12 protein-coding genes are annotated in these 12,973 nt (G+C 68.9%); 7 read left to right on the forward strand and 5 right to left on the reverse strand.

Translation table 11 applies throughout. The features are described 5' to 3' along the window. Window positions 1-204: 204 nt before the first annotated feature. Window positions 205-978, reverse strand: a complete 774-nt coding sequence (locus BZY54_RS06755; RefSeq protein ID WP_086723628.1) for an IclR family transcriptional regulator — start codon at window positions 976-978, stop codon at window positions 205-207. A 345-nt stretch (window positions 979-1,323) separates the two neighbouring features. Between BZY54_RS06755 and BZY54_RS06760 the strand changes: the two genes are divergently transcribed. From BZY54_RS06760 to BZY54_RS06780, 5 genes are all read left to right on the forward strand, one after another. Next, complete coding sequence (locus tag BZY54_RS06760) at window positions 1,324-2,310, forward strand: PDR/VanB family oxidoreductase (RefSeq protein ID WP_086723629.1); 987 nt, start codon at window positions 1,324-1,326, stop codon at window positions 2,308-2,310. A 40-nt stretch (window positions 2,311-2,350) separates the two neighbouring features. Beyond that, window positions 2,351-3,568: a cytochrome P450 gene (locus tag BZY54_RS06765; protein WP_086723630.1), complete on the forward strand. Its 1,218-nt coding sequence runs from the start codon at window positions 2,351-2,353 to the stop codon at window positions 3,566-3,568. A 49-nt stretch (window positions 3,569-3,617) separates the two neighbouring features. After that, on the forward strand, window positions 3,618-4,703 hold the full coding sequence (locus BZY54_RS06770; protein ID WP_086723631.1) for an S-(hydroxymethyl)mycothiol dehydrogenase: 1,086 nt from the start codon (window positions 3,618-3,620) through the stop codon (window positions 4,701-4,703). Further along, on the forward strand, window positions 4,703-5,335 hold the full coding sequence (locus BZY54_RS06775) for an MBL fold metallo-hydrolase (protein ID WP_086723632.1): 633 nt from the start codon (window positions 4,703-4,705) through the stop codon (window positions 5,333-5,335). The genes BZY54_RS06770 and BZY54_RS06775 overlap by 1 nt, the downstream gene beginning before the upstream one ends. A gap of 179 nt (window positions 5,336-5,514) precedes the next feature. After that, window positions 5,515-7,152 carry a tannase/feruloyl esterase family alpha/beta hydrolase gene (locus BZY54_RS06780; RefSeq protein WP_158103823.1) on the forward strand — a complete coding sequence of 546 codons (1,638 nt, stop codon included), beginning with the start codon at window positions 5,515-5,517 and terminating at the stop codon, window positions 7,150-7,152. A 154-nt stretch (window positions 7,153-7,306) separates the two neighbouring features. On the opposite strand, the gene BZY54_RS06785 is transcribed toward BZY54_RS06780, so the two are convergent. From BZY54_RS06785 to BZY54_RS06800, 4 genes are all read right to left on the reverse strand, one after another. After that, window positions 7,307-8,242, reverse strand: a complete 936-nt coding sequence (locus BZY54_RS06785) for an NADP-dependent oxidoreductase (protein ID WP_086723634.1) — start codon at window positions 8,240-8,242, stop codon at window positions 7,307-7,309. Between the two features lie 81 nt (window positions 8,243-8,323). Continuing rightward, a complete protein-coding gene (locus BZY54_RS06790) occupies window positions 8,324-9,910 on the reverse strand; it encodes a Na+/H+ antiporter (RefSeq protein ID WP_086723635.1) in 1,587 nt (528 codons plus the stop codon). A 41-nt stretch (window positions 9,911-9,951) separates the two neighbouring features. Beyond that, window positions 9,952-10,326, reverse strand: a complete 375-nt coding sequence (locus BZY54_RS06795; RefSeq protein ID WP_086723636.1) for a DUF2255 family protein — start codon at window positions 10,324-10,326, stop codon at window positions 9,952-9,954. Window positions 10,327-10,354: 28 nt separating this feature from the next. Next, a complete protein-coding gene (locus BZY54_RS06800) occupies window positions 10,355-11,371 on the reverse strand; it encodes a zinc-dependent alcohol dehydrogenase family protein (RefSeq protein ID WP_086723637.1) in 1,017 nt (338 codons plus the stop codon). Window positions 11,372-11,530: 159 nt separating this feature from the next. Here BZY54_RS06800 and BZY54_RS06805 point away from each other — a divergent pair, with 159 nt between their 5' ends. Both BZY54_RS06805 and BZY54_RS06810 read left to right on the forward strand, forming a co-directional pair. Continuing rightward, window positions 11,531-12,388 carry a helix-turn-helix transcriptional regulator gene (locus tag BZY54_RS06805; RefSeq protein ID WP_086723638.1) on the forward strand — a complete coding sequence of 286 codons (858 nt, stop codon included), beginning with the start codon at window positions 11,531-11,533 and terminating at the stop codon, window positions 12,386-12,388. A 194-nt stretch (window positions 12,389-12,582) separates the two neighbouring features. Further along, entirely contained in the window at window positions 12,583-12,972 is a 390-nt protein-coding gene (locus tag BZY54_RS06810) for a nuclear transport factor 2 family protein (protein WP_086723639.1), read from the forward strand. Window position 12,973: the final 1 nt, after the last annotated feature.

Here is a 12,973-nt window from a genome sequence, read left to right on the forward strand (position 1 = left end):
CCCTCGGACATGCTGAGGCCGCTCTCAACTCGCTGCGACCGACGTCGGCGGAGGCCCGGTGCGTCCACCGGCGCGACGGGTGGACGCACCGGGCCTCCGCCGACGTCGGTCGCAGCGAGTTGAGAGCGGCGTCAGCATGACCGAGGGCGTGTGTAGGTGAGAGACGGATGCGGCGGCCGATGCCATTCGGCCGTCGTACCGCCGTCACCGGCCGGAGGCAACCTCCGGTGCGTCGCGTACGCCGAGAGCATGGGAGAAGCCTCGGGCAGCCGTCCGTACGACGGGAACGACCGTCTGGGCGTTCGCGTCGTTGGGGACGATGACCGACAGCGTCGCGACCACCCTCCCGCCGGGGCCGCGCACCGGGGCGGCGATGCCGAGGGCCTCGGAATGGATGTATCCGGGACAGTAGGCGTATCCCCTCTGCCGGATCTCGGCCAGGAGCGCGCGCAGCCGTGAGGGCGCGGTCGGTGTCGCCGAGGTGTAGGCGGTCAGCGGGGCGGCCAGTATGCGTTCCTTCAGGTCGGCGGGGCCATGCGCCAGGAGCACCAGGCCGCTGGAGGAGGCGTGCAGGGGCAGCCGCCCGGCGATTCGGGTGAAGTTGACGACCGAGGCGGGGGCCGAGAGGCGTTCGAGGAACAGAACCTCATCGCCGTCGAGGACACCCAGCTGTACATGGTGGCCCACGACGTCGTGCACGCCTTCCAGGAACGGCATCGCCGTGTCGCGCAGGGAGAGCGTCGGCGACGCCCGCGTGACCAGTTCCCAGAGCCGGACGCCGATGCGCAGCCTGCGGTCGTCGTCCCGGCTCAGGAAGCCGTGCGCCACGAGTTCGCCCACGAGCCGGGACGCTGTCGCCACATGCAGGTCCGCGCGACGTGCGACCTCGGAAACGGTCAACGCCGGCTCGTCCTGGTTGAACGCCTCAAGAATTCGAGCGGCTCGGGAAAGGACCGACTCGTGGTGGGGTGTTTTCACGGCATCGTGTCCTGGTGGTCGGAGAAAAGGTACACCCGAACGGGGATGACATTACAGATCACGACCGTAACGGCCCCGGTCGTCACAGGCGACCGTTGATCACGGTTTGTGGTCTCAGCGACGGTTCGACGGCACCGCGGCGATGCGGCCATCGCTGACGCCACCAGGCTTCTCCCGTGCCCGTGGCGTGCGAGACGTACGAGACGCGACCTTCCGTCTGTGACGGTGGCATGACGGCTATATGACGCCGTCGCAAAGTTCGTCTCTCGCTGGGTGAGAAAGCCGTCGCGATGTGACGGCGGCCACGCGCATTCTTCCCGCATTCCACAGACGGGAGGCGGCAACATGGTCGTTCAGAACCTTCTTCCGACGGCTCCCCGGTACTCGACGTCCACCGTGACGCTGGAGGTCCGTTCCAAGGACGTCGTCGCCGATGGCGTGGTGTCCCTGACCCTTGCACACGCGGACGGCACGCGGCTGCCGGACTGGACGCCCGGATCGCACATCGACCTGGTCCTGCCGAACGGCGCGACTCGCCAGTACTCCCTGTGCGGTGACCGCTGGGACCCCTACAGCTACCGCGTCGCCGTGCTGCGCGAGCCCGCCGGGCGCGGGGGATCGGCCTACGTGCACGACACGCTGACGCCGGGTGCCCGGGTCGGCGTCGGCGGACCGCGCAACCACTTCCCCCTGGCCCCGGCCGACCGGTACCTGTTCATCGCCGGCGGCATTGGGGTCACCCCGCTACTGCCGATGATCCGCCAGGCCGAACTCATGGGTGCGGACTGGCAGTTGCTGTACGGCGGACGCACCCGGACGTCCATGGCGTTCCGCGACGAACTGACGGCTGCTCACGGTGACCGCGTCACCGTCGCCCCGCAGGACGAGTGCGGCCTGCTCGACCTGGGCGCATGGCTGAGCGAGCCCGCCGCCGGCACCAAGGTGTACTGCTGCGGGCCGGGCCCCCTGCTCGCCGCCGTCGAAGACGCCTGCGCCGCCTGGCCGCCGTACAGCCTGCGCACGGAACGCTTCACCGCCGCGGCGCACACCGAGCCCGTGCTGCGCACGCCGTTCGAGGTGGAGCTGCGCCGCAGCGGCCGGACGGTGACGGTCAGCCCTGACGTCTCCGTCCTCGATGCGCTACGGCAGGCCGGTGCCGATCTGCTGTCCTCCTGTGAGCAGGGGACCTGCGGCACCTGCCTCACCCCGGTGGTGGCGGGGACCCCCGACCACCGGGACTCGGTCCTGGCCGACCACGAACGCGAGGCCAACGACTGCATGCTCCCCTGTGTGTCCCGCTCCCGTTCGGGTCGGCTGGTCCTGGACCTCTGAGCCGAGCCCCCCACTTCGAGCCGCTATCGCTGGAGCCGCCATGCCCGAAGCCACGGCCACCGCCGTCCTGCCGCCCACCAGTCACGCCGACCCCTTCGCCGCCGAACATCTGGAACACCCCGAGCCCCTCCACCACTCCCTGCGCGAGGCCGGACCCGTCGTCCGGCTGTCCCGTTACGACGTCTACGCCCTGGCTCGCCACCAGGAGGTGCACGCCGCCCTGGTCGACTGGCAGTCCTTCCAGTCCGGTGCTGGTGTGGGCCTGGCCAACTTCCGCCACGAGAAGCCGTGGCGGCCACCGAGTCTGCTGCTGGAGGCCGACCCGCCGCACCACGACGCCCCGCGCAGCGTGCTGCGCGAGATCCTCGCCCCGCCGGCCCTGCGTCGGCTGCGCGAGACGTGGCAGGTGGCCGCCGAGAACCTCGTCGACGCGCTGCTGGCCACCGGGAGCATGGAGTTCGACGCGTTCGACGCACTGGCCAAGGTGTTCCCGTTGCGCGTGTTCCCCGACGCCGTCGGCCTTGGCCCCGACGGCCGGGAGAACCTCCTGCCCTACGGCAACATGGCCTTCAACGCCTTCGGACCCCGCAACGACCTCGTCGCGGCCGACGCCCACCGGGTCGCCAAACTGTCCGCCTGGGTGAACGCCCAGTGCGCCCGCGAGAAACTGACCCAGGACGGTTTCGGCGCCCGGATCTGGGCCGCCGCCGACCGCGGCGACCTCACCCACGAGCAGGCGCCCCTGGTGGTGCGCTCTCTGCTCACCGCCGGTGTCGACACCACCGTCCACGGCCTGGCCGCCGCCCTCTACGCTTTCGCCACCCACCCCGACCAGTGGCAGCGGCTGCGCGAGCGCCCCGAACTGGCGCGGGTCGCGTTCGACGAAGCGGTGCGATGGCAGTCACCGGTGCAGACGTTCTTCCGGACGGCCACCACCGACGTCACCGTCGCCGGCACCGTCATCCCCCAGGATTCCAAGATCCTGATGTTCCTCGGCGCCGCCAACCGCGACCCGGCCCGCTGGAGTGATCCGGACCGCTTCGACCTCGGCCGCGACCCTTCCGGCCACGTCAGCTTCGGCATGGGACTGCACCAGTGCGTCGGCCAGCACGTCGCCCGCTTGGAGGCCGAGTCGCTGCTGACCGCTCTCGCCCGCCGTGTCGAGCGCATCGAGCTCGCGGACGAACCGCGCCGGCACCTCAACAACACGCTCCGCTCGTGGGCTTCGCTTCCCGTTCGCATACGACCGGCGGCGTGACGCGGCGCCACTCTTCGCCCGTTCTGCACGTCATTCGAAAGGATCACGCATGTCCCAGCACGTTCGCGGTGTCGTCGCCCGCGCCAAGGGCGACCCGGTGCGGGTCGAGACGATCGTCGTACCCGACCCCGGACCGGGAGAGGCGGTGGTCAAGGTGCAGGCGTGCGGGGTCTGCCACACCGACCTGCACTACCGCGAAGGCGGCATCAACGACGACTTCCCCTTCCTCCTCGGCCACGAGGCGGCCGGAGTCGTCGAACAGGTCGGCCCCGGTGTGACGGATGTCCAGCCGGGCGACTTCGTCGTCCTCAACTGGCGTGCGGTGTGCGGCCACTGCCGCGCCTGCCGCCGCGGGCGCCCGCAGTACTGCTTCGACACGCACAACGCGCGGCAGAAGATGACGCTCACCGACGGCACCGAGTTGACACCCGCGCTCGGGATCGGTGCCTTCGCCGAGAAGACCCTGGTCGCCGCCGGGCAGTGCACCAAGGTCGATCCGGCCGCCTCACCGGCCGCGGCGGGCCTGCTCGGCTGCGGTGTGATGGCCGGCATCGGCGCGGCGATCAACACCGGCGGCGTCGGCCGGGGTGACTCGGTCGCGGTGATCGGTTGCGGAGGCGTCGGTGACGCGGCCGTGCTCGGCGCGCGGCTGGCAGGCGCGGCGAAGGTCATCGCGGTGGACATCGACGACCGCAAGCTGGAGACCGCCCGCACGCTCGGCGCCACCCACAGCGTCAACTCCAGCGACACCGACCCGGTCGAGAGGATCCGAGCACTGACCGGCGGCTTCGGCGCCGACGTCGTTATCGAGGCCGTCGGCCGACCGGAGACGTACCGGCAGGCGTTCTACGCCCGCGACCTCGCCGGCACCGTCGTCCTCGTCGGCGTCCCCACCCCGCGGATGAAGCTGGAACTGCCGCTGCTGGACGTCTTCGGCCGCGGTGGGGCGCTCAAGTCCTCCTGGTACGGCGACTGCCTGCCGTCACGCGACTTCCCGATGCTCGTCGACCTCTACCTCCAAGGCCGGCTGGACCTCGACGCCTTCGTCAGCGAGACCATCACCCTGGACGAGGTCGAGGACGCCTTCGCCCGCATGCACAAGGGTGACGTCCTGCGCTCGGTGGTCATCCTCTGATGCCCGGCGCCCGCATCGAACGCGTCGTCACCTCAGGCGCCTTCAGCCTGGACGGCGGCACGTGGAATGTCGACAACAACGTGTGGATCGTCGGCGACGCCCGCGAGGCCGTCGTCATCGACGCGGCGCACGACGCCGACGCCATCGCCGCGGCCGTCGGCGACCGGCGCCTGGTGGCCATCGTGTGCACCCACGCCCACAACGACCACGTCAACGCGGCCCCGGCCCTGGCCGAGGCCACCGGGGCACCCGTTCTCCTCCACCTTGACGACCGGTTGCTGTGGAAGCACACCCACCCTGACCACGAACCCGGGGGTTACCTCTCCGACAACCAGCGCATCCAGGTCGCCGGTAAGGAACTGCAGGTGCTGCACGCCCCCGGGCACACGCCCGGATCCATCTGCCTGTACGCGCCCGCTCTCGGCACCGTCTTCACCGGCGACACCCTGTTCGCGGGCGGTCCCGGAGCGACCGGCCGGTCGTACTCGCACTTCCCCACCATCATCCGCTCCATCCGGGACCGCGTCCTCACACTGCCGGACACCACGGAGGTCCGCACCGGACACGGCGAGAACACGACCGTCGGCGCCGAAGAGCCGCATCTGCAGGAGTGGATCACCCGCGGTCACTGACGCCGGGGAGAGGTCCCGTCACTCCGCAATGAACAACAACATCCCGATGAGTAAGGGGCAAAGCCATGGAATATTGGCGGATGTGGAGACGTGCTCGATCACGTCTCCGCGTGTTGTCGCTGGGAGGGACGGCTGCGGCTGTCGTGGCCTCGGTGGGACTGCTGGGATCACCGGCGGCAGTGGCGTCACCTCCAGCCGCGACGTCCGGACTCGCAGCGCCGTCGCAGCCCTGCGAGGCGCTGACCGGACTGTCGCTGCCCGGCCTCCCGCCCTCCGGTACGGCTGCCGTCACCGCGCGGCAGGTGGCGGGGAGCGGCTGTCAGGTGTCGATCTCGATCACCGACACCTCCGATCCCCGCGGCGGCCAGCCGGGCAGGATCGGCATCGCTCTGACGCTGCCCGACCGATGGAACCGCAAGTACATGGCCGAGGGCGGAGGCGTGTACTGCGGTCCGGCGAACTTCGTCACCCTGGCGGCCGACCGGTGGCTGGCAGCCGGGTACGCGATCTCGCAGGACGACTGCGGGCACACCGGAAGCACGAACATGTTCACCTCGCCGTGGGTGACCAACCCCAGCCCGCCGCCGGCGCTGAACTGGAACCGGATAAATGACTTCGGCTATCTCGCCCACCACCAGATGGCGACCCAGTCGAAGTTCGTGATCGATCAGTACTACGGTGCGGGTGCGCGTCACTCGTACTGGAACGGCTGCTCGACGGGCGGGCGGCAGGGCATGTCCGAGGCGCAGAACTATCCCCGGGACTTCGACGGGATCCTGGCAGGCGCCCCGGCATTGAACTGGAACCAGTTCATCGTCGCGCAACTGTGGCCCCAACTGGTCATGAAGTGGAACGACGACTACCTGCCCACCTGTAAGAAGGACCTGGTCAACACGGCGCTGAAGGCGCACTGCCGCGACCAGAACGGCCAGATCGACGGCGTGTTCGACCCTCGGAACTGCGACGTGCTCGGCGTGCTGCACAGGCTGGTCGGCACCGCCACGCCGTGCGGCACGTTCAGCGCAACCGATGCCCTCGTGATCCAGGCGATCTGGCAGGGGCCGCGCCGCTCGGGCTCGCAGAACGACATGCTCCACGGCAAGCCCGTCTGGTTCGGGCTTGAGCCGGGCGCAAGCATGGACGGAGCCGGTTACTCGCCCGCCACGGGCCCTGGGGGAGGACTCGGCCTCGCGACCACCCGTCAGCTGGCCGACGGGCGGTGGACCGGTGCGCCGTTCGTCCCGACCGCCGACTGGTTCCAGAACTGGCTCAAGCAGAACCCGGACTGGAACTACACCGACGAGTCGTATCAGCAGTACTGGCAGGACTTCGCCACGTCGGGCCGGCAGTACGACTACGCCCTCTCGGCCGCCAACCCGGACCTGCGCGCCTTCAAGGCTGCCGGCGGAAAGCTGATCATGTGGCACGGCCTGGCCGACCAGCTGATCTTCACGGGCGACAGCATCAACTACTACAACCGCGCGCTCGCAGCCAACGGCGGAATCCGCAACACGGAATCGTTCTTCCGCTACTTCCTCGCCCCAGGTGTCGACCACTGCGGCGCCCCGGGTCCCCGAAGCATCGCCCCCACCGACCCGATGCAGCAGGTCATCGACTGGGTCGAGCACGGCGCGGCGCCCGCCGTGCTCAACGCCAGTGGCACGATCAACGGCAAGTCCGTGGACCGGCCGTTGTGCCCCTACCCCGGTCCCGACGCCGCCTACACCGGCGGCGACCCGAACAAGGCCGGTAGCTACACCTGCAGCAAGCGGTCACAGTTCACCAACCCCTTCCTGCTGAACGGACAGCACGGATAGCCGCCCACGAGGGCGGGCCTTCCACGTCCTGAGCGGCCTTCGAGATCGCGGAGGCCGCTCACCATCGAGCCGCGCCGGCTGCGGCAGAACAGCTCACCTCGGCGCGTCCTGAGCCATGACTCGGACAGCCGGTCTGTGGCGGCTCCTCGCCCGCTCAGAAAGTAAGGACCACTCGCCCCCGCAGGCCGCCTGCCTCCACCAACCGGTGTGCCTCGGCGGCCTGTTCGGCCGGTAGCGTCTGTGCGACGCGCAGGGTCAGTCGGCCTTCCTCCGCCAAGTGGCGGAGTCGCTCGAGCTTGGCGTTTTCGCGTGCGTACTGCGGCACGAACGTGTGCTGGACGGTGATTCCGCGCTCCTCGGGAACTTCGACTCCGCCGGCCGATGACACCACCCTGCCGCCGTCGCGCACCGTGTGAATCGCGAGGCCGGCAACCCCCGCGGTGTCGACGAGCCCGTCGATGCCGTCGGGCGCCTCCTTGCGCACCAGTTCAGGGAAGTCGTTCCCGCGCGGCAGTACGACGTCGGCGCCGAGGGCGCGCACCAGCTGCTCGTCCTTCGGCGCCGCGTCGGCGATAACCCGGAACCCGTCCACCTTGGCCAGTTGGACGACGTACCCGCCGACCGCACCGGCCGCTCCGGTGACGGCGATGGTGGCGCCGACCGGGAGTTCGAGCAGGTCCAGTGCCATGCGGGCCGTCAGACCGTTCATCGGCAGTGTCGCGGCCTCCAGATGCGACGTGTCCGCCGGCGCACGAACGACGGACTCGGCGGGGACGACCAGGTGCTCCGCGTACGCGCCGTGCGTTCCGGACACGACTGCGACGGCCATGACCCGGTCGCCGACCCGGAGTTCGGTCTCCACCGCCTCGCCTATCCGCTCGATCACGCCCGCCGCGTCCATGCCTGGGACGTAGGGCGGCTCGGCGTCGGAGACGAAGGCGATGCCCTTGCGCACCAGCACGTCGACCGGGTTGACCGCGGCCGCGTGCACCCGGATGCATATCTCACCTGGCCCGGGTTCGGGCACGGGGAGGTCCAGAACACGCAGTACTTCGGGTCCGCCGAATTCGGTCAGTCCTATGGCTTTCATGGAAGGCAGCACTCCTGCTGATCTTTGGCGTACGAGGTCGTACGCGGTAAACGGGATTGTCTGTGGTGCGGACCGGACTGGTCACTCCACGTTCGCGCCTCCGGCCAGGCGGATCTCCTCGCTGTCGAGGTCGGCCTGGAGGCGGCGCAGGACGGTGTCGTCGATGTGGCGTTCGTCGCGGAGCCGGACGACGGTGGCGCGTTTGTGGCCGATGAGGGCCAGCCGCAGGGCGACGTAGTCACGGTGCTGAAGTAGCGCCGGGTCGTCCGCGTCGCCTGCGCTTCTGGCCCGTACGCTCGACAAGTGCGCCTCGTACTCCTGACGCAGCCACTCGGCGATCTTCGGATCTGCACGCAGATCTGCTACCAGCTGCGGCATCGCCTTGATCGCTTCCTCCACCGCGGTGGCCTCGGCGAGGTCGTGTTCCTCGTCGACGGAGGTGTCGGGAGGCAAGTTCGCCCAGCGCACCGCTACCGGCAGCAGTAGCCCCTGGACCATCAGCGTCACGAGGATGACGCCCGAGGTGACGAAGACGATGAAGCTGCGGTCGGGGAAGGGCTCACCGGAGTCGAGGGTCTGCGGTACAGAGAGCACCATCGCGAGCGACACCGCGCCCCGGAAGCCGGCCAGTCCATTGACCACACGGCTTCGGTGACCGACCCGCAGCATGCGCTGCCGGGGCCGGCGGTCGAGAGCGCGGACGAGATAGGTGGAGGCGTACAGGAACGCGAAGCGTACGGCGATGACCACTACGCAGATGGCTCCGACGGCGATCAGCGCGTCTCGGAGGTCGGCATGGTTCAAGTCACGGACGGCGTACTGGAGTTCCACCCCGACCAGGACGAACAGCGCGCCGTTGATGAGGAACGTGGCCAGCGGCCAGAACGCCAGTGCCTGAGTTCGGTGTTCGGCCGGGATGATGCGTGGGGCGACCTGGGACATGATCAGGCCGCTGCCGACCACCGCGAGGACTCCGGAGGCCTCGATGAGCTCGGCGAGCAGGTACGCGGTGAAGGGCGCCAGGATCATGACGAGGTTGCCCAGCAGGGGGTCGGACAGGCGGCACCGTAGATTCATGTTGACCCACGCGACCGCCACACCGACAGCGGCCCCGCCGCCGTAGGCGAGAAGGAACAGTCCCCCGACGTGCGGGACGCTCAGGTGTTCCTCGCCGACCGTGATGCCGACGGCGAGGCCGTAGACGACGAGGGCAGTGCCGTCGTTGACCAGGCTCTCCGCGCGCAGGATGGTGACCTGGCGGCGCGGTAGGGCGCGCGCGAGGACGCCGACCGCGGTGGCGTCCGTGGGGGCCATGGCCGCGCCTAGCACCCAGGCGGGTCCCCAGGGCAGCCCGAGGGCGTGTCCGGTCGCCGCGACGGCCCAGGCGGTGAGGATGACGAGCACCGTGCTCAGCTGCAGGATGCCGCGCAGGTTAGTGCGGATCTCCCGCAGCGAGGTGGTCAGGCTCTCCCAGTACAGGAGTACCGGCAGGAAGAGCAACAAGACGACTTCCGGCGGTAGTTGGGCCTGCCGTACTTGTGGGATGAAGCCCAGGAGTACACCGACGGTGAGCAGTACGACGGGTGGGGCGATGCCGAGCCGCTGGCCGACGGCGTTACCCACCAGCACGGCCACGCCCAAGAGCACGACGAGTTCGAGACCGAGCAAGGTGTTTCTCCTGGAGGGGAATTACGGGGGAAGTGAGGGGGTCAGCCGACGGGGACGAGCTTGAGCGTGGTGTCCCGTGCGGCCACCAGCGGGTCGACGTAACTCGCGTCGTACCGCCCGTACTTGGTCCGGTAAGCGGCGTCGATACGGTCATTGACGTCGGCATCCGTGACCCCGACGAAGGTGACGTCCTTGGCCACGCCACCGGAGCGGATATGGCCCTCAAGACTTGACCGGGCCGCCCGGTACCAGGACCCGGCGCTGCCCCGGAAGGAGCGGACGTACAGGTCGTCACCGTCGCGGACAACCCAGATGAGCAGGGGCTCCCGCGGGGTTCCGTTGCTGCGCAGCGGGGAGATCCGCAGTTCCTCGGCGTGTTCGATACGGGTCAGTTCGTCGTTGGTCCACGTGGTCATCGGGTACCTCCTTCGAAGGCGTGGTGGGTTAGGGAATGAGGAGGGTTTTGATGGCGCGGCGTTCGTCCATGGCCTTGTAGCCCTCGGCGACCTGGTCGAGGGGGAGGGTGAGGTCGAAGACCTTGCCGGGGTTGATGCGGCCGGTCAGGACGCGGTCGATGAGGTCGGGCAGGTAGCCGCGCACGGGGGCGGGGCCGCCGCGCAGGCCGACGTGGGAGAAGAAGAGCTCCTGGCCGTCGACGGCGACGTCGTGCGGGACGCCGACGAAGCCGACGTTGCCGCCGGGACGGGTGGCATGCAGCGCCTGCCGCATGGACTGCGCGGTGCCCACGCACTCCAGCACACTGTCCGCGCCCACCCCGTTCGTCAGGTCCTTGATCCGGGCGATGCCTTCCTCGCCGCGCTCGGTGACGATGTCGGTGGCACCGAACTCCACCGCCAGCTTTTGCCGGCTCTCGTGGCGGGACATGGCGATGATGCGCTCGGCGCCCAGTTCCTTCGCGGCGATCACCCCACACAGGCCGACCGCGCCGTCCCCGACCACGACGGCGGTGGAGCCGGGCTTGACTTCGGCGGCCTTCGCGGCATACCAGCCGGTGCCCATCACATCGGAGAGGGTGACCAGGCTGGGAAGGACCTCCTCGGCGGGCAGGTCGTCGGTGGCGACCAGGGTGCCGTGGGCGTTGGGGATGCGCACGTACTCGGCCTGGCAGGTCGACATGAACTCGCGGTGCACACACGAGGACTGGTACCCGGCCAGGCAGTTGGGGCAGGTGTTGTCGGAGGTCGCGAAGGAGCCGATGACGAACTGGCCGGGCTTGACCTTCGTGACCTCGGCTCCGACCTCCTCCACGATCCCGACGTACTCGTGCCCCATCGGCGTCGGCTGCGCGACGGGGTCGGTGCCCCGGTAGGCCCACAGGTCCGACCCGCACACACACGTGACCACCGTCCGGATCACTGCATCCGTCGGATGCACAATCCGCGGATCCTCCCGCTCCTCGAAACAGACACCACCCGGGCCATACAACACAGTTCCGCGCATGCTCATTCTCCCGCTTCAGGAATTCTGCCGACGGCCGAATTCCGGGCCTGGGAATTCAGGCAAATCTCCTCACGAAGCAGAGTTCCAGCTCGGACGGGCGGTATCCAGGGACAAAACTCTCCTACCCTGCGACGTGCCGGCGGTGCGAGACTCGGAAGCATGACCAACAGCGCACATCTCAACGAGCTGGGAGAATTCCTCAAGGCCCGCCGGGCCGAGCTCAGCCCGCGCATGGTCGGACTGCCCGACCCCGACGGGCGGCGGCGCGTGGCAGGTCTGCGCCGCGAAGAGGTGGCCGTGCTCGCTTCCGTCAGTACACACCACTACACCCGCTTGGAGCAGGGCCGCATCGCCCCCTCCATCTCCGCGCTGAGCGCCCTCGTCCGTGCCCTGCGGCTGAACGACGAGCAGCGGGACCATTTGTTCGGGCTGGTCGGGCGGGAGGCCAACCTGCCTCGGCGGCGGGCCGCACAGAAGGTGCAGCCTCAGCTGCGCACTGTCCTGGACGACCTCACCGTCACGCCCGCCATGATCCTGGGCAGGAACCTGGACGTCCTGGCGTGGAACCCGATGGCCACCGCCCTGTTTAACATCGACTTCACGCAGATCCCCGAGCGGCAGCGCAACTACATCCGTCAGCTCTTCACGGATCCGAAGATGAGGACGCTGTACGTGGACTGGGAGAACTCCGCCCGCAACGCCATCGCCCTGCTGCGGCGGTGTGCCGCGGCCCAACCTGACGACCTAGGGTTGACAACCCTCGTGGGTGAGCTGTCGGTGCAGGACGAGCAGTTCTGCCGGTGGTGGGACGGGCGCCAGATCGCCCCCCGCACCAGTGGCAGCAAGGTGTTCCGCCACCCGGTCGCCGGCGAACTCGCCCTTGACTGGGATGTCCTCAGCTGTGAGGCCGACTCCGACCAACGGTTGGTCGTCTGGATCGCCGAACCCGACTCGCGCTCCCATGCGGGCCTGCGCTTCCTCTGCTCATGGGCAGGAAAAGAGCCGCGTGCGAATTAGCGTGGACGTCTGGAATCGGCAGGGATCTGCCAGGGACGAATCCTTCCTACCTTCGTACTCGAATTCCGTGCGATGATTACAGTGCGGGTTCCGCTGGGCCTTTCTTGAGGAGCAACGACTTCCTGTCCTCCTCAGGCTTCACTTCTGACGGATTCCCATTCTGTGTAGTGGTCATATCTCCAAGGAGCACCACCATGTCCGATTCCCCCAACCTCGCTCTCGTCCGTCGGCTCTACGACTCCGGCATGGCACCGGACGTGATCGCCGAGGTCATCGACCCCGACATCGTCTGGGACATCACCCCCGGTTTCCCCTACGGCGGTGTCTACAAGACTTGGGCGAGCGCCGGCGCCGACTTCTTCGCCCGGCTCGCGCCCAACTTCTCCTCCTTCGGCGCGGTCGCCGAGGAGTATTACGACGCCGGTGAGCACGTCTTCGTCCGAGGCCACTACCGCGCCGTGTCCAAGTCCGGGCAGGAGTCGGACGCGCGGTTCATCCACCTGTGGACGGTCGCGGGCGGCAAGCTCACCCACCTGATCCAGGCAGCCGACAGCCACGTCGTCCAGCAGGCCGCGAACGGCTGAT

The sequence above is a fragment of the Streptomyces carpinensis genome (assembly GCF_002154505.1).
Taxonomy (GTDB): Bacteria; Actinomycetota; Actinomycetes; order Streptomycetales; family Streptomycetaceae; genus Streptomyces; species Streptomyces carpinensis.

What these genes read in the sequence shown, in the direction of transcription:
- BZY54_RS06800 (WP_086723637.1), bottom strand. Translation starts at nt 11,371, where the DNA reads ATGCGCGGAACTGTGTTGTATGGCCCGGGTGGTGTCTGTTTCGAGGAG.
- BZY54_RS06765 (WP_086723630.1), top strand. Translation starts at nt 2,351, where the DNA reads ATGCCCGAAGCCACGGCCACCGCCGTCCTGCCGCCCACCAGTCACGCC.
- BZY54_RS06795 (WP_086723636.1), bottom strand. Translation starts at nt 10,326, where the DNA reads ATGACCACGTGGACCAACGACGAACTGACCCGTATCGAACACGCCGAG.
- BZY54_RS06805 (WP_086723638.1), top strand. Translation starts at nt 11,531, where the DNA reads ATGACCAACAGCGCACATCTCAACGAGCTGGGAGAATTCCTCAAGGCC.
- BZY54_RS06785 (WP_086723634.1), bottom strand. Translation starts at nt 8,242, where the DNA reads ATGAAAGCCATAGGACTGACCGAATTCGGCGGACCCGAAGTACTGCGT.
- BZY54_RS06770 (WP_086723631.1), top strand. Translation starts at nt 3,618, where the DNA reads ATGTCCCAGCACGTTCGCGGTGTCGTCGCCCGCGCCAAGGGCGACCCG.
- BZY54_RS06760 (WP_086723629.1), top strand. Translation starts at nt 1,324, where the DNA reads ATGGTCGTTCAGAACCTTCTTCCGACGGCTCCCCGGTACTCGACGTCC.
- BZY54_RS06810 (WP_086723639.1), top strand. Translation starts at nt 12,583, where the DNA reads ATGTCCGATTCCCCCAACCTCGCTCTCGTCCGTCGGCTCTACGACTCC.
- BZY54_RS06775 (WP_086723632.1), top strand. Translation starts at nt 4,703, where the DNA reads ATGCCCGGCGCCCGCATCGAACGCGTCGTCACCTCAGGCGCCTTCAGC.